This is a genomic window from Pantoea sp. ACRSC (assembly GCF_022346785.1).
Classification (GTDB): Bacteria; Pseudomonadota; Gammaproteobacteria; order Enterobacterales; family Enterobacteriaceae; genus Pantoea; species Pantoea alvi.
Window position 1 is genome coordinate 113,344 of the sequence record NZ_JAKRNN010000007.1, and the last position, 22,404, is coordinate 135,747.

Annotated in this window: 23 protein-coding genes; 6 read left to right on the plus strand and 17 right to left on the minus strand. The window is 58.2% G+C overall.

Annotation, left to right across the window (positions count from 1 at the left end):
• Positions 1 to 214: 214 nt before the first annotated feature.
• Positions 215 to 1,138 (minus strand): transcriptional regulator LrhA, encoded by a 924-nt coding sequence (gene lrhA / locus MHZ97_RS09470; protein WP_033791641.1) that lies wholly within the window; start codon positions 1,136 to 1,138, stop codon positions 215 to 217.
• A gap of 753 nt (positions 1,139 to 1,891) precedes the next feature.
• Between lrhA and MHZ97_RS09475 the strand changes: the two genes are divergently transcribed.
• The 3 genes from MHZ97_RS09475 (at position 1,892) to yfbR (ending at position 3,983) form a co-directional block, all read left to right on the plus strand.
• A complete protein-coding gene (locus MHZ97_RS09475; RefSeq protein WP_158253380.1) occupies positions 1,892 to 2,068 on the plus strand; it encodes a hypothetical protein in 177 nt (58 codons plus the stop codon).
• Positions 2,069 to 2,097: 29 nt separating this feature from the next.
• A complete protein-coding gene (locus MHZ97_RS09480) occupies positions 2,098 to 3,315 on the plus strand; it encodes a pyridoxal phosphate-dependent aminotransferase (RefSeq protein WP_103794158.1) in 1,218 nt (405 codons plus the stop codon).
• Between the two features lie 68 nt (positions 3,316 to 3,383).
• Positions 3,384 to 3,983, plus strand: coding sequence for a 5'-deoxynucleotidase (yfbR, locus tag MHZ97_RS09485; protein WP_103794159.1), 600 nt, complete (start codon positions 3,384 to 3,386; stop codon positions 3,981 to 3,983).
• A 12-nt stretch (positions 3,984 to 3,995) separates the two neighbouring features.
• On the opposite strand, the gene MHZ97_RS09490 is transcribed toward yfbR, so the two are convergent.
• From MHZ97_RS09490 to yfbV, 3 genes are all read right to left on the minus strand, one after another.
• A complete protein-coding gene (locus MHZ97_RS09490) occupies positions 3,996 to 4,655 on the minus strand; it encodes a sugar phosphatase (protein ID WP_239314395.1) in 660 nt (219 codons plus the stop codon).
• A gap of 11 nt (positions 4,656 to 4,666) precedes the next feature.
• The gene (locus MHZ97_RS09495) at positions 4,667 to 5,161 is read right to left on the minus strand and encodes a YfbU family protein (protein ID WP_239314394.1); all 495 of its coding nucleotides are present in this window, start codon (positions 5,159 to 5,161) and stop codon (positions 4,667 to 4,669) included.
• Between the two features lie 145 nt (positions 5,162 to 5,306).
• Complete coding sequence (gene yfbV, locus MHZ97_RS09500) at positions 5,307 to 5,759, minus strand: terminus macrodomain insulation protein YfbV (protein WP_033750506.1); 453 nt, start codon at positions 5,757 to 5,759, stop codon at positions 5,307 to 5,309.
• 341 nt (positions 5,760 to 6,100) lie between these two features.
• On the opposite strand from yfbV, the gene ackA reads away from it, so the two are divergent.
• Both ackA and pta read left to right on the plus strand, forming a co-directional pair.
• Positions 6,101 to 7,303, plus strand: coding sequence for an acetate kinase (gene ackA, locus MHZ97_RS09505; protein WP_048780908.1), 1,203 nt, complete (start codon positions 6,101 to 6,103; stop codon positions 7,301 to 7,303).
• Between the two features lie 66 nt (positions 7,304 to 7,369).
• Positions 7,370 to 9,514 carry a phosphate acetyltransferase gene (gene pta / locus MHZ97_RS09510; protein WP_103794162.1) on the plus strand — a complete coding sequence of 715 codons (2,145 nt, stop codon included), beginning with the start codon at positions 7,370 to 7,372 and terminating at the stop codon, positions 9,512 to 9,514.
• Positions 9,515 to 9,801: 287 nt separating this feature from the next.
• Here pta and yfcD read toward each other — a convergent pair whose 3' ends face one another.
• Positions 9,802 to 10,320, minus strand: coding sequence for an NUDIX hydrolase YfcD (gene yfcD, locus MHZ97_RS09515; RefSeq protein WP_033750514.1), 519 nt, complete (start codon positions 10,318 to 10,320; stop codon positions 9,802 to 9,804).
• Between the two features lie 113 nt (positions 10,321 to 10,433).
• Positions 10,434 to 11,075 (minus strand): glutathione transferase, encoded by a 642-nt coding sequence (gene yfcF / locus MHZ97_RS09520; protein WP_239314393.1) that lies wholly within the window; start codon positions 11,073 to 11,075, stop codon positions 10,434 to 10,436.
• 172 nt (positions 11,076 to 11,247) lie between these two features.
• Between yfcF and MHZ97_RS09525 the strand changes: the two genes are divergently transcribed.
• On the plus strand, positions 11,248 to 12,168 hold the full coding sequence (locus MHZ97_RS09525; RefSeq protein ID WP_103794164.1) for a TIGR01777 family oxidoreductase: 921 nt from the start codon (positions 11,248 to 11,250) through the stop codon (positions 12,166 to 12,168).
• 46 nt (positions 12,169 to 12,214) lie between these two features.
• On the opposite strand, the gene hisP is transcribed toward MHZ97_RS09525, so the two are convergent.
• The 11 genes from hisP to MHZ97_RS09580 form a co-directional block, all read right to left on the minus strand.
• A complete protein-coding gene (hisP, locus tag MHZ97_RS09530; protein WP_103794165.1) occupies positions 12,215 to 12,988 on the minus strand; it encodes a histidine ABC transporter ATP-binding protein HisP in 774 nt (257 codons plus the stop codon).
• Positions 12,989 to 12,996: 8 nt separating this feature from the next.
• Positions 12,997 to 13,713: an ABC transporter permease gene (locus tag MHZ97_RS09535; RefSeq protein ID WP_103794166.1), complete on the minus strand. Its 717-nt coding sequence runs from the start codon at positions 13,711 to 13,713 to the stop codon at positions 12,997 to 12,999.
• Positions 13,710 to 14,396 (minus strand): histidine ABC transporter permease HisQ, encoded by a 687-nt coding sequence (locus MHZ97_RS09540; RefSeq protein WP_033750538.1) that lies wholly within the window; start codon positions 14,394 to 14,396, stop codon positions 13,710 to 13,712. The genes MHZ97_RS09535 and MHZ97_RS09540 overlap by 4 nt, the downstream gene beginning before the upstream one ends.
• Positions 14,397 to 14,523: 127 nt before the next feature.
• On the minus strand, positions 14,524 to 15,306 hold the full coding sequence (argT, locus tag MHZ97_RS09545) for a lysine/arginine/ornithine ABC transporter substrate-binding protein ArgT (protein ID WP_103794167.1): 783 nt from the start codon (positions 15,304 to 15,306) through the stop codon (positions 14,524 to 14,526).
• A gap of 268 nt (positions 15,307 to 15,574) precedes the next feature.
• Positions 15,575 to 16,144 carry a UbiX family flavin prenyltransferase gene (locus MHZ97_RS09550; protein ID WP_103794168.1) on the minus strand — a complete coding sequence of 190 codons (570 nt, stop codon included), beginning with the start codon at positions 16,142 to 16,144 and terminating at the stop codon, positions 15,575 to 15,577.
• A gap of 112 nt (positions 16,145 to 16,256) precedes the next feature.
• Positions 16,257 to 17,774, minus strand: coding sequence for an amidophosphoribosyltransferase (purF, locus tag MHZ97_RS09555; protein WP_103794169.1), 1,518 nt, complete (start codon positions 17,772 to 17,774; stop codon positions 16,257 to 16,259).
• A 36-nt stretch (positions 17,775 to 17,810) separates the two neighbouring features.
• Positions 17,811 to 18,296, minus strand: coding sequence for a colicin V production protein (gene cvpA, locus MHZ97_RS09560; RefSeq protein WP_103794170.1), 486 nt, complete (start codon positions 18,294 to 18,296; stop codon positions 17,811 to 17,813).
• A gap of 252 nt (positions 18,297 to 18,548) precedes the next feature.
• Complete coding sequence (gene dedD, locus MHZ97_RS09565; protein ID WP_239314392.1) at positions 18,549 to 19,328, minus strand: cell division protein DedD; 780 nt, start codon at positions 19,326 to 19,328, stop codon at positions 18,549 to 18,551.
• Positions 19,318 to 20,592, minus strand: coding sequence for a bifunctional tetrahydrofolate synthase/dihydrofolate synthase (folC, locus tag MHZ97_RS09570; protein ID WP_239314391.1), 1,275 nt, complete (start codon positions 20,590 to 20,592; stop codon positions 19,318 to 19,320). The genes dedD and folC overlap by 11 nt, the downstream gene beginning before the upstream one ends.
• An 86-nt stretch (positions 20,593 to 20,678) precedes the next feature.
• Positions 20,679 to 21,590 (minus strand): acetyl-CoA carboxylase, carboxyltransferase subunit beta, encoded by a 912-nt coding sequence (gene accD / locus MHZ97_RS09575; protein WP_103794173.1) that lies wholly within the window; start codon positions 21,588 to 21,590, stop codon positions 20,679 to 20,681.
• A gap of 150 nt (positions 21,591 to 21,740) precedes the next feature.
• On the minus strand, positions 21,741 to 22,403 hold the full coding sequence (locus tag MHZ97_RS09580) for a DedA family protein (RefSeq protein WP_239314390.1): 663 nt from the start codon (positions 22,401 to 22,403) through the stop codon (positions 21,741 to 21,743).
• Position 22,404: the final 1 nt, after the last annotated feature.

A 22,404-nucleotide genomic window follows, 5' to 3' on the forward strand; every position in this document is an offset into this window, starting at 1 on the left:
TTCAGAAAGAGAATTTCATCTTTGCTCAGAACGGAATAGCGCTTTGCTTTGGTCAACGGACGCAGAGAGCTTGTATGAGATAACGGCGAGAAAAAGGGTGCGTTAAGGAGATAAAAAAAGCCCTTCGATGCAAAAGCATAACGAAGGGCTTTTTTATTACAGTTTTAACAACTGGCAGGCAGTAGAAAGCGAGTTGAACAGCAGCCTCTGCCGCTTACTCCTCATCATCCAGCAACAGCGTCCCATCCGGATTGGCGCTCAGGTTGTAGGGATCGTTGGTGGACTGCATGGCGTTGAAAATCGCCAGCGCCAGCTCGTTATCGCTGTCTGGATTGCGGCACAGCAGATACTGCGTATCCGGCAGCACCGGCAGCCCTTCCGCCGCACCCATCACGCGCAGTTCTGGACTCATCATCTCAACCGGACGTGCCGTCACGCCCAGACCCGCTTTTACCGCGGCGCGCACTGCAGCCAGGGTAGAGGCGACGTAGGAGATGCGCCACGGAATGCCCGCTTCATTGAGGTGATCGATCGCCATATCGCGATACGGGCTGGGTTCGTCCAGCAGCACCAGTGGAATTGCTTCGCCGCGCTGAAAGATATAGTCCGCCGCGCAGTACCACAGCGTCGGCGACGTGCGCAGCACCTGATGGGTAAAGCTGCCAGGACTGGAGGTGGTTACAACCAGATCCACTTCGCCCTGGTTCAGCATCTCCATCATAAAGGGGTTACGTTTTACCCGGACGTCGATCGCCAGCTTCGGATAGACCGAGGTCACGCGGTTAAGCAGGAACGGCAGGATGGTATCAGAGGTATCATCTGAGGCGCCGATAGTCAGCACGCCCTGAATGTTGCTGTACATCAGCGATGTGCAGGCCTCGTCGTTGAAGCGCAAAATTTTCCTGGCGTAGCCTAAAAGCTGAATACCGTGTTCGGTTAATAATTTATTACGTCCATGTCTGGCAAACAGCTCTTTACCTACCAATTGCTCCAGACGCTGCATCTGCTGGCTGACGGCCGACTGGGTTCGGCACACAGCGGCAGCGGCCGCCGCAAACGTATTCAGGTCCGCAACGGCCACAAACGTTCTCAGCAGATCGAGGTCGAGATTCAGTATCGGACGATTTGCATTAGTCATGTTTTCTTCACTTATAAGATTTTTAAAAAACTACTACCCTGGTGTTATTACGCTACTTATCAAAGAGATAAGTGGTAATTATGCTCATTGCCGGTCCTGTGTGAGACCGCCAAAGAAATTCGTGTCAGACGTATACCGACAAACGCGCATCCCGAAGTAGCGAGAAAGCAGCGTTGAGTAGACAGAAACAACTTCTGGACCGACAGCGCGGGAGCGCAATTGCAGGAAGCTGCGTTGGTGTCTAGGGTTCCGTACCTACAGCGGACGGAAAAAGCCGACTACAGGATTATGAATTGCGTAGCAGCTAAATGCGACAAATAATAAATTATACTTAATCATTTTTAACTTCAAAATGGAAATGATTTTGTGAAAAGCATCGTAATTTTTGACCAGATCGCATTTCAGGGCCATTCTGGCACATCGCTGCCCACTTTTTAACCGACCCGTATCTGAAAGTCGAGATAAAGTGAGAAGATACGCCTTAAATACCTTTTATCGGGTATGGAGTGGCCCTTTCGCACAGGGAACTTTTCCGGCTATTCAGAGCCGCTAAGCCGCCCCGGCGGGCGCAATCGTTTGCCGGTTGGCTTACTGGACGATCGCCTCGGCTGTTTTTTTAAACATTCGTATAAAATAGCTTAACTATTTCCTGATTCATCTAACTGCTCACCTGCTCATCTTTCAGCCAGAAACTTCTCATTCGTTTCTCTGGCCGCCGGACAGCGCCGTTTACACTCAAAAAGGCGTATTCCAGTGAAAAATATTGCCTGCACGCCAAAAATCAGCCTCTTTAACCAGTTAATTGCAAAGAAATTAGGCTTTACGCCATCAGGGCCGCAAAAAGATGGCAAAGACGCCAAAACCTGCCGCTGCCCTTCTTTTGTCGCATTGAGGAGAGTACATTGTGCTGGTTTGATTCTGCGGCAGTAAAAGGATTCTGCCCATAAAGGCGATTAATAATGACTTTTCAAATTGATAAATCCGGCAAGCTGGAAAACGTCTGTTACGACATTCGCGGGCCGGTACTTAAAGAGGCTAAACGTCTCGAAGAAGAAGGCAACAAAGTTCTCAAGCTCAATATCGGCAACCCGGCGCCTTTCGGTTTTGAAGCGCCTGACGAGATTCTGGTCGATGTAATCCGTAACCTGCCGAGCGCGCAGGGCTACTGCGACTCCAAAGGGCTCTACTCGGCGCGTAAAGCCATTATGCAGCACTACCAGGCGCGCGATATGCGCGACGTCACGGTGGAAGATATCTATATCGGCAACGGCGTTTCCGAGCTGATCGTGCAGGCGATGCAGGCGCTGCTGAACAGCGGCGACGAAATGCTGGTGCCCGCGCCCGACTATCCGCTCTGGACGGCGGCGGTGTCGCTTTCCAGCGGCAAGGCGGTGCACTATCTGTGCGACGAGTCGTCTGACTGGTTCCCGGATCTTGACGATATTCGCAGCAAAATCACGCCGCGCACCCGCGGCATCGTGATCATTAACCCGAACAATCCCACCGGTGCGGTCTACAGTAAAGCGCTGCTGCTGGAGATCGTCGAGATCGCGCGTCAGCATAACCTGATCATTTTCGCCGACGAAATCTACGACAAGATCCTTTATGACGCGTCGCAGCACCACTCGATCGCCGCGCTGGCGCCCGATCTGCTGACCGTTACCTTTAACGGCCTCTCCAAAACCTACCGCGTGGCGGGCTTCCGTCAGGGCTGGATGGTGCTTAACGGGCCGAAGAAACACGCGAAAGGCTATATCGAAGGGCTGGAGATGCTGGCCTCGATGCGTCTGTGCGCCAACGTGCCGGCGCAGCACGCTATTCAGACCGCGCTGGGTGGCTATCAGAGCATCAGCGAATTTATCGCGCCGGGCGGCCGTCTCTATGAGCAGCGCCAGCGCGCATGGGAGCTGATCAACGATATTCCCGGCGTCAGCTGCGTGAAGCCGAACGGCGCGCTCTATATGTTCCCGCGTATCGACGCGAAGAAGTTCAACATTCACGACGACCAGAAGATGGTGCTGGACTTTCTGCTGCAGGAGAAGGTGCTGCTGGTTCAGGGCTCCGCCTTTAACTGGCCGTGGCCGGACCATGTGCGCATCGTAACGCTGCCGCGCGTCGACGATCTGGAGATGGCGATCGGCAAGTTCGACCGTTTCCTGCAAGGCTATCGTCAGTAAAACCTGCCGCGTATACTGACAGCATTTGGGGAGGCGTGACGCTTCCCCCGTTGCTGACAGGATAACGCATGACCCGAAGCCACTTTTTCGCCCATCTCTCCCGTCTTAAACTGATCAACCGCTGGCCGCTGATGCGTAACGTGCGGACCGAAAACGTGTCGGAGCATAGCCTGCAGGTCGCAATGGTGGCGCATGCGCTCGCCGTAATTAAAAACAAAAAATTCAGCGGCACGCTCAACGCCGATCGCATTGCGATGCTGGCGCTCTACCATGACGCCAGCGAAGTCCTCACCGGCGATCTACCGACGCCGGTGAAGTATTACAATGCGCAAATTGCCCACGAGTATAAAAAGATCGAAAAAATCGCCCAGCAGAAGCTGATCGAGATGCTGCCGGAGGAGCTGCAGGAGGTTTACCGCCCGCTGCTTGACGAACATCAGCACAGCGAAGAGGAGCAGTCGGTGGTGAAGCAGGCGGACGCGCTCTGCGCCTACCTGAAATGCCTTGAAGAGTTATCTGCAGGCAACAATGAGTTCCTGCTGGCCAAGGCGCGTCTGGAGAAAACCCTGCAGCAGCGCCGTTCGCCGGAGATGGACTACTTCGTCGAGGTATTTATTCCCAGCTTTAGCCTGTCGCTGGATGAGATCTCACAGGAGTCGCCGCTGTAACGCGGCGGCGCCTCACTCTTCCCGCTGCAGAGAAAAGCCGCCTTCAGCCTGCGGCGTCACCCGCAGCGACGCCAGCGAGCGAAGCTGCATCAGGGTTTCCCCCAGACGCGGCGTATCGGCGGGCGCGTTAAGCGCAATGACCGCGCAGCGGGCGTTCAGGCCAGAGAGAATGCCGGCAGGCGCGTCCTCGACCACCACGCAGCTTTCCGCCGCCAGCCCCAGTTTCTCCGCGCCAAGGAGATAGGGATCGGGCGCCGGCTTGCCCTGCTCTACCTGTTCAGCGGTGATAAAGACCGACGGCAGCGGCAGTCCGGCGGCCTTGTGACGCGCGTGCGCCACCGGCACCGAGCCGGAGGTCACGATAGCCCAGGGGATCTGCAGCGCGTCCAGCCGCGTCAGCAGCGCGTGCGCGCCCGGCAGCGCCCGTACGCCGTCGGTATCCTGCGCTTCATTTTGCTCCAGCGCGCGAAACTCCGCCTGAATGTCCGCTTCCGGCTGACCCGCCATAAAATGGCGCAGCGAGGCGATCGCCTGCTTGCCGTGAATAAAACTCAGGATCTCTTCAGCGGCGATGCCGTGCCGCGCTCCCCAGTTGCTCCACGCGCGCTCTACCGCAGGCAGCGAATCCACCAGCGTGCCATCCAGATCAAATAAAAAACCGCTATAGGTCACAGGCACTCCCGTCAGGCATTGATAATCTGCGCGATTTCCGTCGCGCTAAGGTGATATTGACGTGGACAAGTGTGCCACACCGCCAGCATGCGTCGATACTTTTCCCACATTGGCGTCTGCGCATTAAAGCCGTGCGTGCCGGAGTCGAAGTGAGTATAGCGACCTTCGGTATTGACCATAAAGCGCACGTAGCCGAGGAAGCGCGCTTCGGTGGCCGCATCAAAGCCGAGAAAAGCGAGGCGACGCTCGTCCAGCGAGCCTTTGTCGCCAAGATTCGACCAGGAGACATGCAGCGCATGGTGCATCTCCATAATGTCGATAATGGTGCGGCAGGTCTCTTCCGTCAGTTCGCCAAACTCTTTATCCAGCTCGCGCATCTGCAGCCCATAGCCGCGCTCGATAATGGTCTGGTAACGGCGATAGCGTTCGGCGTTGTCAGGCTCCAGCATAGCCATCATTTTGTACTGGTTAGAGAGAATCAGACGCTGTGCGTGGGTCATTTCCATCATAGGCTCCTGGGCCGACAGGCCGCTCAAGTATTAGACGGAAAATAGTGGCATAAGGCGAATGATGCGGGTATGCCCGCACCACTTTTCTTTGATTTAGACCCGGTTGAGCAACAAATTCTCTCTGCGGGAAAAGGGTGGTCGATCAAAGATCGTCGAGGAAGGTGCGATCCAGCTGTTTAAATGCCCGCTTCAGCAGGTCAGCCAGCGCCTGATAGGTCGGCTTGCCCTCAACCGGCGCAATGGCCTGGCCCGCCTCTTCCAGACGGGCGCGCACCTCGTGAAACCAGTGCAGCAGCGTCGGCGGCAGCGGCGTCACCGAGCGTTTGCCCAGCCACCATAACCCCTGCATCGGCAGACTGCAGGCAAAGAGCGCGGTGGCGACCGCCGGACCCAGCTGTCCGCCCAGGGCGATTTGCCAGCTCAGCGTGAACACCGCCAGCGGCGGCATAAAGCGGATGGCGAACCGGGTCACGCTCGATACGCGATTTTCAGGAAAGATCGGCGCGAGGCGTTTGTCATTCGGCCAGGTCTTCATATAGTGCTGGCCGTTTTGAAAAATACGGAACCAGCCAGTATTGCCAGAATCATTCGCCATGGCGGACCTCAACTAAACCTGCAAAAAATAAAATTAATTTATAACTACACAACTTTACGTGACGTCCTTCAAAACTTTTTGTCTTTAAAGGGCACTCTCGCTATCCTGACCCAGCCTCTCAATAACCTACTGGAAGCGGGCAAAAACGTAAATCACAAACGTAGCGGCTAGCTTCCGCTAAGCAAATTTCAAAAATTTTTGTAAAATTACCGAAATTTTTTTGCGGAGAAGCAACATTTTGACTACCGCAACGGCGTTATGATTAAGCATCCCGCTTTCATGGGCTACGCTGATAGTCTGATTGCCTTTTTTTTAGCCACTTTTAACAAATAGGTACTTCCATGTCGAGTAAGTTAGTACTGGTTCTGAACTGCGGCAGCTCTTCACTGAAGTTCGCCATCCTGAATGCCGCCAGCGGAGAGGAATATCTGTCCGGCCTGGCTGAATGTTTCCACCTGCCGGAAGCGCGCATTAAGTGGAAACTTGACGGAGAAAAACATGAAGCCCCTCTGGGCGCTGGCGCCGCACACAGCGAAGCGCTAAATTTCATTGTTAAAACTATTCTGGCACAAAAACCAGAGCTGTCGGCACAAATTGCTGCAATTGGTCATCGCATTGTGCATGGCGGTGAGCAGCTGACGGAATCGGTCATTATTACCGACGCCGTGGTGCAGGGGATCAAAGACAACGCCTCTTTCGCGCCGCTGCATAACCCGGCGCATCTGATCGGCATTGAAGAGGCAATGAAAAACTTCCCGCATCTCTCCGACAAGAATGTGGCAGTTTTCGACACGGCGTTCCATCAGACGATGCCGGAAGAGTCCTATCTCTACGCCCTGCCCTACCGCCTCTATAAAGAGCACGGCGTTCGCCGCTACGGCGCGCACGGCACCAGCCACTACTATGTGACGCACGAAGCGGCAAAAATCCTTAACAAACCGGTCGACGAGCTGAACATCATTACCTGCCACCTCGGCAACGGCGCCTCGGTGGCGGCGGTGCGTAACGGCAAGTGCGTCGATACCTCAATGGGTCTGACGCCGCTGGAAGGTCTGGTCATGGGCACCCGCAGCGGTGACATCGATCCGGCGATTATCTTCTATCTGCACGATACGCTGGGCATGAGCGTCGACGCCATCAACAAGCTGCTGACCAAAGAGTCTGGCCTGCTGGGCCTGACCGACGTCACCAGCGACTGCCGCTACGTCGAAGACAACTACGAAACCAAAGAGGACGCGAAACGCGCCATGGATGTTTTCTGCCATCGTCTGGCAAAATACATCGGCAGCTATAGCGCTATGATGGATGGCCGCCTGGACGCGGTGATCTTTACCGGCGGCATCGGCGAAAACGCGGCGATGGTGCGCGAACTGTCGCTGAAAAAGCTGGGCCTGCTCGGCTTTGAGGTCGATCATGAGCGCAACCTGGCGGCGCGCTTCGGCAAATCCGGCTTTATTAATAAAGAGGGCACCCGCCCGGCAATTGTCATCCCGACCAATGAAGAGCTGGTGATTGCCCAGGATGCGGCGCGTCTGACCGCCTGATGTTCCCTCCCCGTCAGCCTCGGCTGACGGTGTTGTTTTTGACACTACCTAAAGCGAGGTTCAAACGTGTCGCGTACAATTATGCTTATTCCTACTGGCACCAGCGTCGGCCTGACCAGCGTCAGCCTCGGCGTTATTCGTGCCATGGAGCGTAAAGGCGTTCGTCTCAGCGTCTTTAAACCTATCGCGCAGCCGCGCGCTGGCGGCGACAAGCCCGACCAGACCACCATGATCATCCGCAAGAACTCGTCAATTCCCGCCGCCGACCCGCTGAAAATGTCGCGCGTGGAGTCGCTGCTGGGCGCTAACCAGCAGGACGTGCTGATGGAAGAGATCATTGCGCGCTACCATGAAAACACCAAAGATGCGGAAGTGGTGCTGGTTGAAGGCCTGGTGCCGACGCGTAAGCATCAGTTCGCCAATGCGCTCAACTATGAGATCGCCAGGACGCTTAACGCCGAGATCGTGTTTGTTATGGCGCTGGGCAACGACTCTCCCGCCCAGCTGAAAGAGCGTATCGAACTGACGCAAAGCAGCTTTGGCGGCAGCAAGAACAAAAATATCACCGGCGTTATCATCAACAAGCTGAACGCCCCGGTGGATGAACAGGGCCGCACGCGCCCGGATCTGTCAGAGATTTTCGACGACTCCACCAAAGCAAGCGTCGCTAACATCGATCCGAAACAGCTGTTCGCCGACAGCCCGCTGCCGGTGCTGGGCTGCGTGCCCTGGAGTTTCGATCTTATTGCCACGCGCGCCATCGATATGTGCCGCCACCTCAATGCCGACGTGATCAACGAAGGCGAGATCGCTACGCGCCGCGTCAAGTCTGTTACCTTCTGCGCGCGCAGCCTGCCGCATATGCTGGAGCATTTCCGTCCCGGCTCACTGCTGGTGACCTCAGCGGACCGTCCCGACGTGCTGGTGGCCGCCTGCCTCGCCGCGATGAACGGCGTAGAGATTGGTGCCATCCTGCTGACCGGCGGCTACGAGATCGACAGCCGCATCGCGAAGCTGTGCGAACGCGCCTTCCAGACCGGCCTGCCGGTCTTTATGGTGAAAACCAACACCTGGCAGACGTCGCTCAGCCTGCAGAGCTTCAATCTGGAAGTACCGAGCGACGATACTCAGCGCGTGGAGAAAGTGCAGGAGTATGTCGCCAACTATATCAACGCCGACTGGATCGAATCGCTGACCGCGACCTCCGAGCGCAGCCGCCGCCTGTCACCGCCGGCCTTCCGCTATCAGCTCACCGAGCTGGCGCGCAAAGCGGGCAAACGCATCGTGCTGCCGGAAGGCGATGAGCCGCGCACCGTCAAGGCTGCCGCCATCTGCGCCGATCGCGGCATCGCAACCTGCGTGCTGCTGGGCAACCCGGATGAGATCCAGCGCGTCGCCGCAGCACAGGGCGTCGAACTGGGCAAAGGCATCGAAATCGTCGATCCTGAAGTGGTTCGCAACAACTATGTGCCACGCCTGGTGGAGCTGCGTAAGAACAAAGGCATGACCGAAGTGGTGGCGCAGGAGCAGCTGGAAGATAACGTCGTGCTCGGCACCATGATGCTGGAGAGCGGCGAAGTAGACGGTCTGGTGTCAGGCGCGGTACACACCACCGCCAACACCATTCGTCCGCCGCTGCAGCTGATTAAAACCGCGCCGAACAGCTCGCTGGTCTCCTCGGTGTTCTTTATGCTGCTGCCGGAACAGGTGCTGGTCTATGGCGACTGCGCCATCAACCCGGATCCAACCGCAGAACAGCTGGCGGAAATCGCTATTCAGTCTGCCGACTCCGCCCATGCTTTCGGCATCGAACCGCGCGTGGCGATGATCTCCTACTCAACCGGCACCTCCGGTGCGGGCAGCGACGTGGAAAAAGTGCGAGAAGCGACGCGTATCGCCCAGGAGAAACGCCCGGATCTGGTGATCGACGGTCCGCTGCAGTATGACGCGGCAATTATGGAAGATGTGGCCAAATCCAAAGCGCCGAACTCGGCGGTTGCAGGTCGCGCCACGGTGTTTATCTTCCCGGATCTCAACACCGGCAATACCACCTACAAAGCGGTGCAGCGCTCAGCGGATCTGATCTCTATCGGGCCGATGCTGCAGGGCATGCGCAAGCCGGTTAACGATCTGTCGCGCGGCGCGCTGGTGGACGATATCGTCTACACCATCGCCCTGACCGCGATTCAGTCGCAGCAGGCGGAAGGCTAAGCCTTCCGGGTTCACATCCTGACGAACAAGAGCATGCCCACGCATGCTCTTTTTTTTATCGCATCGCCTGGTGCCGAATCTTGCTCGCTACGCCACGTTCGGAGACAACCAGGGACGCGAACAGACTGACTTTGCTGCGGCATCCTGGTGCATCCCGGCGGCGCATTAACAGAGCTCGCACAATGCCCCATAAAGGCGCGGGCAACAGCCGGTGAAGGGAAGCGGCGGCCTCACAGGCCGCAAAAACAAAAAAACGCCCAGACGGGCGTTTTTTCAATCACCTGTTTTTAAGCGTCGCCGTTACGCGTCAGCCATAGCGACAGCGCCTTGAGCGAATCATCGGTGAACTCGTCGCAGCGCGCGGTAATCTCATCCGGGGTCATCCAGAACACCTCGTCCACCTCCTCTTCCTGCATGGCGAACGGGCCGTGATAGACGCAGCTGAACAGCCCGCCCCAGACGCGGACATGCTCATCTTCGAAGTAGAACTTGCCGTGCTCGGCGAAAGGCACATCGGCGATGCCCAGCTCCTCTTCAGCCTCGCGGCGTGCCGACTCCAGCAGATCTTCGCCGCTCTGCACCACGCCGCCCGCCGTGGCGTCCAGCATGCCGGGCATGAAGTCTTTGGTCTCGGTGCGGCGCTGCACCAGAATCTTGCCTGCGCCGTCATGCACCACGATATAGGTGGCGCGATGGCGCATACGCTGCGCACGCATCTGTGCGCGCGTCGCCTGCGCAATCACTTCATTCTCTTCATTAACGATATCGACCCACTCGATAGCGTCGCCCGCGGTTTGATCCACCATCCGGTAACCCTTTTCTGTTCTGGCGTGCCGTGCGACACGCACCTGATTGCCACGTCGTTGTTATAGTGTGCTGTAAGGTAATCACTTCCGCTCGCCTGAGCAAGCGGCGCAATCTATCGTTGTTTGCCGCTTTCAGCCAGCCAGAGCTGTACCGAGGCGCGCTGCCACTGAAATTCAGCATATTCCCTGAGTTTATCCGGCAGCGCGTCGCCGTGCAGCGCCAGACGATTCAGCATCACCGCCAGATCGGTATCGGCCACGGACCACTCGCCAAACAGGTTCTGCTGCCGATCCGGCAGCAGGCGCAAACTCGCCGCAATCAGCTTTTCTGCCGCCTGAGCCGCCGCCGCGCTCAACGGCGGAAAACGCTCGCCGGCGAATAACACCTCTGTCGGCCGCTCCTGACGGATAGGTAAAAAGTCGCTGCGCAGCCACGCCTGCACTTCACGCGCTCGCGCGCGCTTCTCGCGATCGCGCGGATAGAGGCGCTCGAACGCCGGCGCGGGAAAACGCTCTTCCAGATATTCAGCGATAGCGGAGGATTCGCTCAGCACAAACTCGTCGATCTGCAGCGTTGGCACGCGGCAGGTCAGCGACAGCGCGCGATAGTCATTAGTGAACTGCTGATTTTGTGCAAGATCGATACGTTTCAGCGAAAAAGGGACGCCTTTTTCGGTAAGCGCGACGTAAACAGACATGGCGTAAGGACTAAAAAACGATGAATCAGACCACAGGGTGATGGAGGGGTAATTCATCTGTTACCTCAACTGTCTTATCCGGGTAGCCTGATATTTACCCATTTTCTTTCCGCAAAGCAATGTCCTGCTGGTCCGATGTTCTTAAAGCGCGACGCAGCGCTGCAGCGTGCGGCCACGCTTCTTCTATGCTGAAACTGTGCGTATCAGAAAAATGATAAGGAGACGCGAGATGCACATACTTGTAACCGGCGGAACCGGGCTAATCGGCCGCCATCTTATTCCCCGCCTGCTGACGCTGGGACATCAGGTTAGCGTCGTCACGCGCGATGTCGCCGCCGCGCGCGAAAAGCTCGACGCGCGCGTCGCGCTCTGGTCAGGCCTGGCGCAGCAGCAAAACCTTGACGGAGTTGACGCGGTCATCAATCTTGCTGGCGAACCCATCGCCGACAAGCGCTGGACCGAGCAGCAGAAGCAGCGGCTGTGCGAAAGCCGCTGGCAAATCACCGAACGCATCGCCTCGCTGATCAACGCCAGCCATACGCCGCCGCGCGTGCTGCTCTCCGGCTCGGCGACCGGCTACTACGGCGATACCGGCGAGCTGGTGATGACGGAGGAGGATCAGGGTCAGGAGGAGTTTACCCACAGCCTCTGCGCGCGCTGGGAGCAGCTGGCGCTGAGCGCCCAGAGCGAGCGCACCCGCGTCTGCCTGCTGCGCACCGGCGTGGTGCTGGCCAGCGAAGGCGGCGCGTTAAGCAAAATGAAGCTGCCGTTTAAGCTCGGCGTTGGTGGCCCTATCGGCAGCGGCAAACAGTATCTGCCCTGGATCCATATCGACGATATGGTCAACGCCATTCTCTGGCTGCTGGATCGCGACGACCTCAGCGGCCCGTTCAATATGGTGGCGCCCTACGCGGTGCGCAACGAGCAGTTCGCCGCCACGCTTGGTCACGTTATGCACCGCCCGGCCTTTATGCGCACTCCCGCCAGCGCCATCAAAATGATGATGGGCGAATCGGCGGTGCTGGTGCTGGGCGGGCAGCATGTGCTGCCGAAGCGGCTGGAGGCCTCCGGCTTCGGCTTTCGCTGGTACGATCTGCAGGAAGCGCTGCAGGATGTGGCGGGAAAACACGCCGGCAAAGGCGCGGCGTAGAGTCAGGCTGTTTTCCGCCTCCTCCCCTGGACGGAGGAGGCGGCCTTTACTTCAGCGACCCCTTAAGAAACTGCTGCAGGCGCGGGCTTTTCGGGTTACCGAACAGCACGTCCGGCGGCCCTTCCTCTTCAATCTTGCCCTGGTGCAGAAAGATGACGTGGCTGGAGACGTGGCGCGCAAACTCCATCTCATGGGTCACCACCACCATGGTTTTACCCTCTTCCGCCAGCTTCTGCATAATACGCAGCACTTCGCCCACCAGCTCTGGATCGAGGGCCGAGGTCGGTTCGTCGAACAGCAGCACTTCCGGCTCCATCGCCAGCGCGCGCGCAATAGAGACGCGCTGCTGCTGACCGCCGGAAAGATGCACCGGATATTTCGCCTGCGCGCGCTCGTCGATGCCAACCTTGTTGAGATAGTTAATGGCGCGGGCGCGGGCATCCGCCTTGCTGAGCCCCAGCACCTGAATCGGCGCCTCCATCACATTCTCCAGCACCGTCATGTGGCTCCACAGGTTAAAGTGCTGAAACACCATGGTGAGACGGGTACGCAGCGAACGCAGCTGCTCTTTATTGGCCACCTTCAGCTGACCGTCGGTGTCGCGCACCAGGTTGATCGGCTCGTTGGTAACGGAAATGGTGCCCTCGCTCGGCTTCTCCAGGAAATTGATGCAGCGCAGAAAGGTGCTTTTCCCCGATCCCGACGATCCGATGATGCTGATGACATCGCCCGCATCGGCCTGTAAAGAGACCCCCTTTAATACTTCATGGTCACCGTAACGCTTATGCAGTTCGGTCACGCTTAATTTGTTATCAGCCATAGTTCTACTCAATGCGATGACGAAGGTTTGATGTGTGCGAGGAAGCGGCGCTCCGCCAGACGGAACAGGCTAATCAACACCCAGGAGATAATCAGATAGAGCACTGCCGCGATGCCGAATGCGGTAAAGGGCTGATAGGTCGCCGAGTTGATATCGCGCGCAATTTTCAGCAGATCCGGCACCGTCGCGGTAAAGGCGAGCGCCGTGGAGTGCAGCATCAGGATCACCTCATTGCTGTAGGCGGGCAGCGCGGTGCGCAGCGCAGACGGCAGAATAATGCAGCGGTAGAGCTTAAAGGTAGAGAAGCCATAGGCGCGCGCCGCCTCGATCTCGCCGTGCGGCACGGCACGGATCGCCCCGGCGAAGATCTCCGTGGTATAGGCGCAGGTATTCAGGGTAAACGCCAGCAGGGTGCAGTTCAGCCCGCTGCGAAAAAAGGCGTTAAGCAGCTCCGAGCCTTTTACCACTTCCAGCGTATACATGCCCGAATAGAACACCAGCAGCTGAACGTAGAGCGGCGTGCCGCGAAACACATAGGTAAAGAGCCAGACTGGGGTGCTGACGAAACGGTTTGGGGAGACGCGCGCAATGGCGAGCAGCACCGCCAGGCAGCCGCCGATCACCACCGACAAAATCAGCAGCCACAGCGTAATAGCGACGCCGGTAAAGCGATATCCGTCGGTCCAGAGCAGGGATTTCCAGTACTCCTGAATAATATCGATCATAACTCCGCCCTTTTTACGCCGACCGAGTAGCGGCGATTCAGCCACCACAGCACGCCGTTAGACAGCGTGGTAAAGATTAAATAGATCGCGCCAGCGACAATGGCGAAGTAGAACGGCTGCCAGGTGCTTTTACCCGCCAGCTGCGTCGCTTTCACCACATCCTCCAGCCCCAGCAGCGACACCAGCGCCGTGGCTTTCAGGATAACCTGCCAGTTATTGCCGATGCCGGGCAGCGCGTAGCGCATCATGCCGGGAAACAGGATGCGGCGAAATACCTGGGAACCGGTAAAGCCGAAGGCGGTGGCGGCTTCGATCTGGCCTTTCGGCACGGCAAGAAAGGCGCCGCGAAAGGTTTCGGTAAAGTAGGCGCCGTAGATAAAGCCGAGCGTAATAATACCGGCCACCATCGGATCGATATCGAACTGGGCCAGGCCCATGGCGTCGGTCAGCGCGTTAAGGGCGATCTGCAGGCCGTAGAAAATCAGCAGCATCAGCACCAGGTCGGGCACGCCGCGAATCAGCGTGGTGTAGCCTTCAAACAGCATCGCCAGCGGGCGACTGCGGGAGAGCTTTGCGCCCGCGCCGATCAGGCCGAGCACAACAGCCAGCACCACTGAGCTGAGCGCCAGCTCCAGCGTGACCAGGGTGCCTTTGAGAATAACCTCGGAATAGCCGTACAACATTTAATCGATCCCGTCGTGGAGAAAACATCAATGTCCTGCCCGCGGGCGCGCCAGCGGGCAGTCCTGATCGGATGGTGCGTTGCGCCGTGCGGCTCAACGCAGAAGGATCAGATAAGGGTCGACAGGATTAGTCACCGTACACATTGAAATTAAAATACTTTTTCGCGATCTTGTCGTAGGTGCCATCTTTGCGCATCGCCTCAAACGCTTTGTCGATGGCCGCCTTCAGCTCGCTATCGTCTTTACGCAGTCCCATACCGGTGCCAACGCCGAAAATCTTGTCGTCTTTCACCGCCGGACCGGCGAAGGCGTAGTTCTTGCCCACCGGCTGCTTCAGGAAGCCTTCACTCGCCTGCACTTCATCCTGAAACGCCGCGTCGATACGACCCGCGTTCAGATCCTGATAAACCAGGTCCTGATTAGCATAAGGCGTCACGTTAACGCCTTTAGGACGCCAGTTCTGGTTGGCGTAGGTCTCCTGCGTGGTGCCCTGCAGCAGGCCGATGTTTTTGCCCTTCAGCGACTCGATGGTCGGCTGAATCGGCGAACCTTTCGGCGCCACCAGGCGGGCGTTGGCCGCATAGAGTTTGTCAGAGAAGGCGATCTCTTCCTGACGTTTGGCGGTGATAGAGAGCGAGGAGATGATGGCGTCGATCTTCTTCGCCTTGAGCGAAGGGATCAGCGCGTCAAAATCGCTTTCTACATAGGTGCACTTCGCATTAATACGTTTACAGATTTCGTTAGCAAGATCGATATCGAAGCCGACAAGCTCTCCTTGCGCGTTTTTCGATTCAAACGGCGGGTAAGTCGGGTCAGTCCCAATGCGAATCGACGACGGCACCGCGGCGAAAACGCTGGCGGCGCTGGTCAGGCCCAGCATGAGAGAAAGAGCCAGAACTCGCTTTTTCATAGATTACCCTCAGTGAAGTGCTTTTTGTTATGGGTGCGTGATGTGTTTGCGCTTGTTAAGCCACATATTTCTTGCATATTTCATGCCAGCAATGCAAGCCGTTCGCGCGCCCGGCAGCGCGCCAGCAAGGCGTTGCCGCCGGGTTTGTGAGGGGAATATATCAGTGATGTCAGCGAGAAAAAGCGACCTTGTTAACTTTTGGTGCACCAAATGCACGAAGAGTGATCGGCCGCGCGAATTTGCACATGAACAGTGCAAAACATGCGGGTTATGCACCGTTCCAGCGCGTAAAAAGATCCTGCGGCAGCGTAATATCGAACTGATCGATCACCCGGTTAACCGTCTGATCCACCAGCTCCATAATGGACTGCGGACGATGATAGAAGGCCGGCACCGGCGGCATAATTACCGCGCCCAGCTCGGCGGCGGTGGTCATCATGCGCAGATGGCCGATATGCAGCGGCGTTTCGCGCACCCCCAGCACCAGCTTACGCTGCTCTTTCAGCACCACGTCGGCGGCGCGCGTCAGCAGGCTGTCGCTGTAGCTGTGTACGATGCCGGAGAGGGTTTTCATCGAGCACGGCAGGATCGCCATGCCCAGGGTCTTGAACGATCCCGACGAGATGCTGGCGGCGATATCGCGCACGTCATGCACCACATCCGCCAGCGCCTGCACTTCGCGCAGCGTATAGTCGGTTTCCAGACTCAGCGTCTGCCGCGCCGCCGGACTCACCACCAGATGGGTTTCCACCTCGCTGACCTGCTGCAGCACCTGCAAAAGCCGCACGCCGTAGATCGCGCCGCTTGCGCCAGAGATGCCAATGATGAGTCGTTTCATGGGTGTTCCTTGCCGGTTCAGTGAGGCGCTATGATAGCGCGGGCCAGAACAGGAAAACAAACGGGGCGGATTTCTCCGCCCCGTGCTCTACTGGTTAGCGCTGAAAACGCGCTTAGCCTTCGTTATGCAGCTCAAGGTTCTCAACTTCATTCTGACGCTGCAGCGCTTTGGCGTCATCGTTGCGCAGCGACTGGAGATACTCCAGATACTGCTGATCGACATCCTTAGTCACGTAAACGCCGTTAAACACCGAACATTCAAACTGGGCGATATCGGGGTTCTCTTCGCGCACCGCTTCGATCAGGTCGTTGAGATCCTGGAAGATCAGCGCGTCGGCCTTGATCAGCTGACAGATTTCATCCACTTCGCGGCCGTGTGCGATCAGCTCGGTGGCGCTCGGCATATCGATGCCGTAGACGTTCGGGAAGCGAATTTCCGGCGCGGCGGAGGCCAGGTAGACGCGTTTCGCCCCCGCTTCACGCGCCATCTCGATAATCTGCTCAGAGGTGGTGCCGCGCACGATAGAGTCATCTACCAGCAGCACGTTCTTGTCGCGGAACTCGGCGCGGTTGGCGTTGAGCTTGCGGCGAACGGCGCTGCGACGCAGCTGCTGTCCCGGCATAATAAAGGTGCGGCCGACGTAGCGGTTTTTCACAAAGCCCTGACGATAGGGCTTATCGAGAATACGCGCGATCTCCAGCGCGATATCGGTAGAGGTTTCCGGAATGGGAATCACCACGTCGATATCGAGATCTTCCCACTCGCGGGCAATCTTCTCGCCCAGCTTGGTGCCCATGCGCACGCGCGCGCTATAGACGGAGATCTTGTCGAGGAAGGAGTCGGGACGCGCAAAGTAGACATACTCGAACAGGCAGGGGTTGCTCTTCGGGTTTTCTGCGCACTGGCGCGTAAAGAGCTGGCCCTGCTCGGTGATATAGACGCCTTCGCCCGGCGCGACGTCGCGCAGAAACTCGAAGCCCAGCGTATCGAGCGCCACGCTCTCAGAGGCGACCATATACTCGACGCGGCTGTCAGGCAGCACGCGCTTGCCCAGCACCAGCGGACGAATGCCGTTTGGATCGCGGAAGGCGACCATGCCGTGGCCGATGATCATCGCAACAACGGCGTAAGCGCCGCGCACCTGCTGATGCACCGCCGCCACCGCAGCGAAAATATTGTCCGCTTCCAGCGGGTCGTTCTGAAAACGGTCCAGCTCCTGCGCGAAGATATTCAGCAGGATTTCAGAATCTGAAGTGGTGTTGACGTGACGGCGGCCCTTTTCGAACAGGTGCTTGCGCAGGTCGTGCGCGTTAGTCAGGTTGCCGTTATGGGCCAGCGTAATACCGTACGGCGAGTTAACGTAGAACGGCTGCGCTTCAGAGGCGCTGGAGCTGCCTGCGGTCGGGTAGCGAACGTGGCCGATCCCCATATTGCCCTGCAGACGCTGCATGTGGCGAGCTTCAAAGACATCGCTGACGAGGCCGTTCGCCTTACGCAGACGGAAGCAGTTCAGCGCATCGATAGTACAAATGCCTGCGGCGTCCTGCCCGCGGTGCTGAAGCACCGTTAACGCATCATAGATCGACTGGTTGACCGGCATAAACCCGGTGATACCAACAATACCGCACATGTTGTCATTTCCTCATTAGCCGCACTCCCGGTGGCGTCACCGGGGCAAAAAACTCGACGTGCTTTTCAGGTAGTCAAAAAACCATCTGATTATATAACTGAACTGGGGAATGAGCTGGGACTGCTGCCAGTCCGGACTTTTGGAAAAGCCGGTGAATGTATCGAGGAAGAAAAGAATCGCGCTTACGATCAGCACGCCGCGTAACGCCCCGAAACAGACCCCCAACACCCTGTCGGTTCCCGACAGGCCGGTCTTCTCAACCAGCGAGCCGATCACATAGTTGACTATCGCGCCGACAATCAGCGTCGCGACGAACAGCACCGCGATGGCGATGCCGTTACGCACCAGTTCGTCGTCAAAACCTGTAAACCAGACTGCAAGGTAGGCGTAGTAATGACTGGCGACAAAAAACGCGCATCCCCAGGTAACGAGAGATAAGGCTTCGCGGACAAACCCTCGAATCAGGCTGACCAGAGCCGAAAAACCAACTACCGCAATAATGACGTAATCAATCCAGACCATGAACTCTTCCAGCGCCAGTGCGTTTGCACCCCTGCATCCAGTTCGGGGCGCATTCTAACAGAAAAAGAAAACGTTTGCGTAGCGCTTTTCCTTTTCACCTTCCATAAAAAGGGCGATGAAAAAAACTTTCCTCGCCCTGTGGAGATTCAGCTATTCAAGCCGTTGAATCTCAATCAGTTATATTAAGCTGCGCAGCTTTAACACTGCGTGCGGCGCCGCCTTTTTATGCTATCGGCGGCACCAATCAATGCCTTAACGGGCGCTATAGGGCTTCACCACGCCGCCGAGGCCAGAGACGCTCTGCAGCTCCGACAGCGAGCCCTGCAGTTTGGCTTTCGAGGCGTCCGGGCCGACATAAATGCGGGTGATTTGTCCCTGTACAGGCGTAGAGGGCACGGTAAAGGCGCGATAGCCCGACAGACGCAGCTTCGCCACGATTTCGCTGACCTTCGCCGCATTTTTCAGCGCGCCGAGCTGCACCACATAAGCCTGACCGGCTGGCGCGCTCTGCTCGGCAGCCTTCGGCGTTTCCGCTGGCTTCGCCGGTTCACTCTGCTTCGTTTCCATCGGCTTAGACTCGACCGGCTTCGCCTGCTCTACCGGTTTCGGCTGCGCTTTCGGCTGCTCGACCGGTTTCGCCTTTGGCTGTTCCGCCGGGCGGGTTTTCGGCTGTTCCACCTGACGCGGTTTCGCCGGTGTATTCTGGTGCACCGGCGGCGGCGTCACCACGCTGGGCTCGCTTTCGCTCTGCGGCGTGGCGTTGCCCTGCTCGGCGACCGGATTGTGGGCGGTGCTGCTGTTGCTGTTTACCGCGCTGCCCGCCCCCTGCGGTGGCTGTGACGGCAGCGGCTGCGTCACCGGCGGCACCATCTCGCTATCCTGCTGGTCATCCGGCTTCGGCACCAGCGGGATCGCCGCGAACTCCTCTTTATAATGCTTCTTTTTGCCGTCCAGCAGGCCCGGCAGCACAATCACGCCGACCGCCACCAGAATAATGGTGCCGACCAGGCGGTTCTGAAACTTACTTGCCACGACCTTTCTCCGTCTCTGTCGATTCCATGACCTGCGCCACGGTATGGAAAGATCCACATACCAGCACAATGTCCTGCGTCCCGGCCTGCGCGCTCGCCGCCTGCCAGGCGCTCTCCACGTCGGCAAAGGCGGTCGCCGCGTCGCGAGGCAGATGCGTCATCAGCTCATCGGCGGTGGCACCGCGCGGCCCCTCAAGCGGCGCGCAGTACCAGCGGTCGATTTGCGGCGCCAGCGCCGCCAGGGTGCCGGCGATATCTTTATCATGCAGCATCCCCACCACCGCGTGTACCCGGCCGCTTTTTGGCAGCTGCGCCAGACGCGACGCCAGATAGCTCGCCGCGTGGGGGTTGTGCGCCACGTCGAGGATCACGCGCGGCGATTCGCTTACCGTCTGGAAACGGCCAGGGAGAACTGCCAGCGGCAGATTATTGCGGATAATCGTCTCGCTGACGTTCAGGCCGGAAGCGCGCAGCGCCGCCAGCGCCGTGGCGGCGTTAGGCAGCGGCACCTGCGGCAGCGGCAGATCGTTCAGCTCTCCCTGCGCGTCGCGCCAGGCCCAGCTCTCCGGCTGCTGGCTGTAGTGCCACTCCTGGCCGCGACGCAGCAGCAGCGCGCCCTTCTCCGCCGCAACGGCGGCGATGCTGGCGGGCATATCTGGCTCGCCGACCACGGCGGGCTTGCCGCCGCGAAAGACGCCCGCTTTCTCGCGGCCGATGCTTTCACGATCCGGGCCAAGCCAGTCGGTGTGATCCAGCGCGATGCTGGTCACCACCGCCACGTCGGCGTCGACAATATTAGTGGCATCCAGCCGGCCGCCCAGCCCCACTTCAAGGATCACGACGTCCAGCTGCGCCTGTTGAAACAGGTTCAGGGCGGAGAGCGTGCCGAATTCAAAATAGGTCAGCGAGACGTCGCCGCGTCCGGCTTCGATTTTCGCGAAGCTGGCGCTGTGCTGCGCCTCGTCAAGCTCCTGACCCTGCACGCGCACGCGTTCGGTATAGCGCACCAGATGCGGCGAACTGTAGACCCCGACGCGATAGCCCGCCGCCATCAGCAGCGTCTCGAGCGTACGGCAGGTGGTGCCTTTGCCGTTGGTGCCGGCGACGGTGAAAACAAAAGGCGCGGGTTTTAGCAGGTCGAGGCGCTGCGCGACGCAGCGAATGCGATCGAGCCCCAGCTCGATGGTCTGCGAGTGCAGATGCTCAAGATAGTAAAGCCACGTGGCCAAAGGCGACGTGGCTTGAGGAAGGTGAAGAGTATCCATATGTCCCGTTTAACAGATTTTGACCCGGTTCAGCCGGTTCGACGGTGCATTGGTGAAAGGCGCGCCGCGCGCGCCTCTCTCTCCTGTCAGGCCTCGTTGCTTTCCGGCGCTTCCGCAGGCGCGGTCGGTTCGCCATCGTGCAGCGGCGCGGGAAGATTCATCATCTTCGCCAGCAGGCTCGCCAGTTTATAACGCATTTCCGGGCGGCGAATGATCATATCGATCGCGCCCTTCTCAATCAGGAATTCGCTGCGCTGGAAGCCCGGCGGCAGTTTTTCACGTACGGTCTGCTCGATGACGCGCGGACCGGCAAAGCCGATAAGCGCCTTCGGCTCGGCGACGTTAAGATCGCCCAGCATCGCGAAGCTGGCGGAAACGCCGCCCATGGTCGGGTCGGTCAGCACCGAAATATAGGGCAGACCGCGCTCCTGCATTTTAGCCAGCGCGGCGCTGGTTTTTGCCATCTGCATCAGCGACATCAGCGCTTCCTGCATACGCGCACCGCCGCTGGCGGAGAAGCAGATCAGCGGACAGTTGTCTTCCAGCGCCTGCTCAACCGCGCGCACGAAGCGTGCGCCGACCACCGAGCCCATTGAGCCGCCCATAAAGGCAAACTCAAACGCGGCGGCCACAACCGGCATGCCGTGCAGCTGACCTTTCATCACGATCAGCGCGTCTTTCTCTTCTGTCTCTTTCTGCGCGGCGGCAAGGCGATCCTTATACTTCTTGGAGTCGCGGAATTTCAGGATATCCTTCGGCTCCAGCTCGCTGCCCAGCTCGGTCAGCGTGCCCTGGTCGAGCAGGCTGTTGAGGCGCTCGCGGGCGTGCATGCGCATGTGATGGTCGCACTTCGGGCAGACCTCAAGATTACGCTCCAGCTCGGCGCGGTACAGAACCTGACCGCAGCTGTCGCACTTGGTCCAGACCCCTTCCGGGATGCTGGCACGACGTGCAGGCGTAACGTTGCTTTTATTAAGAATGCGTTCAATCCAGCTCATTGAAGACCTTTTTGTTTAAAACTGACCTGGTCCAGTCATCTTATTTGCTGCTGAAAACCGCTTCAGCAGACATGAAATGTCGCTCATTAAACCACAACCCATTCCGACTGTGGATAAAAATCTGGTCTAACCGCAACGCGACCGAACCCGTTACGACTGTTTGCCCTGCTTCCCCTGGCGGCGGTGACGCCACACCTCAATGACGCCGGGCAGCACCGAGACCACAATGATGGCGACGATCAGCAGCTTCAGGTTCTCCTGCACCACCGGCAGGTCGCCGAACAGATAGCCCGCGTAGGAGAAGAGCAGCACCCACGCCAGCGCGCCAGCGACGTTAAACAGCGCAAAGTGGCGATAGGACATATGCCCCATACCAGCGACGAAAGGCGCAAAGGTGCGCACAATCGGCACGAAACGCGCCAGGATAATGGTTTTGCCGCCGTGACGATCGTAAAACGCATGGGTTTTATCGAGATAGCTGCGGCGGAAGATGCGCGAATTCGGGTTGCTGAACAGCCGCTCGCCGAACAGACGACCAATAGTGTAGTTCACCGCATCGCCCAGTACAGCGGCCACCACCAGCAGCGCCGCCATCAGGTGGACGTTGAGGTCGTTGCCCGGCAGCGCCGCCAGCGCGCCTGCCACGAACAGCAGCGAGTCGCCCGGCAGGAAGGGGGTGACCACCAGGCCGGTTTCGCAAAACAGGATCAGGAACAGAATGGCGTAAATCCAGATGCCGTACTGCGCAACCAGCTCGGCCAGATGCACATCAATATGCAGAATAAAATCAACCAAAAAATGGACGAACTCCATA

Excerpts from the sequence above, each read along its gene's own strand:
- folC (WP_239314391.1), bottom strand. The coding sequence starts at position 20,592 with ATGGATACTCTTCACCTTCCTCAAGCCACGTCGCCTTTGGCCACGTGG.
- yfcD (WP_033750514.1), bottom strand. The coding sequence starts at position 10,320 with ATGGTGGATCAAACCGCGGGCGACGCTATCGAGTGGGTCGATATCGTT.
- MHZ97_RS09525 (WP_103794164.1), top strand. The coding sequence starts at position 11,248 with ATGCACATACTTGTAACCGGCGGAACCGGGCTAATCGGCCGCCATCTT.
- ackA (WP_048780908.1), top strand. The coding sequence starts at position 6,101 with ATGTCGAGTAAGTTAGTACTGGTTCTGAACTGCGGCAGCTCTTCACTG.
- MHZ97_RS09535 (WP_103794166.1), bottom strand. The coding sequence starts at position 13,713 with ATGATCGATATTATTCAGGAGTACTGGAAATCCCTGCTCTGGACCGAC.
- argT (WP_103794167.1), bottom strand. The coding sequence starts at position 15,306 with ATGAAAAAGCGAGTTCTGGCTCTTTCTCTCATGCTGGGCCTGACCAGC.
- yfcF (WP_239314393.1), bottom strand. The coding sequence starts at position 11,075 with ATGAATTACCCCTCCATCACCCTGTGGTCTGATTCATCGTTTTTTAGT.
- MHZ97_RS09580 (WP_239314390.1), bottom strand. The coding sequence starts at position 22,403 with ATGGAGTTCGTCCATTTTTTGGTTGATTTTATTCTGCATATTGATGTG.
- lrhA (WP_033791641.1), bottom strand. The coding sequence starts at position 1,138 with ATGACTAATGCAAATCGTCCGATACTGAATCTCGACCTCGATCTGCTG.
- purF (WP_103794169.1), bottom strand. The coding sequence starts at position 17,774 with ATGTGCGGTATTGTTGGTATCACCGGGTTTATGCCGGTCAACCAGTCG.
- accD (WP_103794173.1), bottom strand. The coding sequence starts at position 21,590 with ATGAGCTGGATTGAACGCATTCTTAATAAAAGCAACGTTACGCCTGCA.
- hisP (WP_103794165.1), bottom strand. The coding sequence starts at position 12,988 with ATGGCTGATAACAAATTAAGCGTGACCGAACTGCATAAGCGTTACGGT.
- yfbR (WP_103794159.1), top strand. The coding sequence starts at position 3,384 with ATGACCCGAAGCCACTTTTTCGCCCATCTCTCCCGTCTTAAACTGATC.
- MHZ97_RS09480 (WP_103794158.1), top strand. The coding sequence starts at position 2,098 with ATGACTTTTCAAATTGATAAATCCGGCAAGCTGGAAAACGTCTGTTAC.
- MHZ97_RS09495 (WP_239314394.1), bottom strand. The coding sequence starts at position 5,161 with ATGGAAATGACCCACGCACAGCGTCTGATTCTCTCTAACCAGTACAAA.
- MHZ97_RS09550 (WP_103794168.1), bottom strand. The coding sequence starts at position 16,144 with ATGAAACGACTCATCATTGGCATCTCTGGCGCAAGCGGCGCGATCTAC.
- yfbV (WP_033750506.1), bottom strand. The coding sequence starts at position 5,759 with ATGGCGAATGATTCTGGCAATACTGGCTGGTTCCGTATTTTTCAAAAC.
- MHZ97_RS09540 (WP_033750538.1), bottom strand. The coding sequence starts at position 14,396 with ATGTTGTACGGCTATTCCGAGGTTATTCTCAAAGGCACCCTGGTCACG.
- cvpA (WP_103794170.1), bottom strand. The coding sequence starts at position 18,296 with ATGGTCTGGATTGATTACGTCATTATTGCGGTAGTTGGTTTTTCGGCT.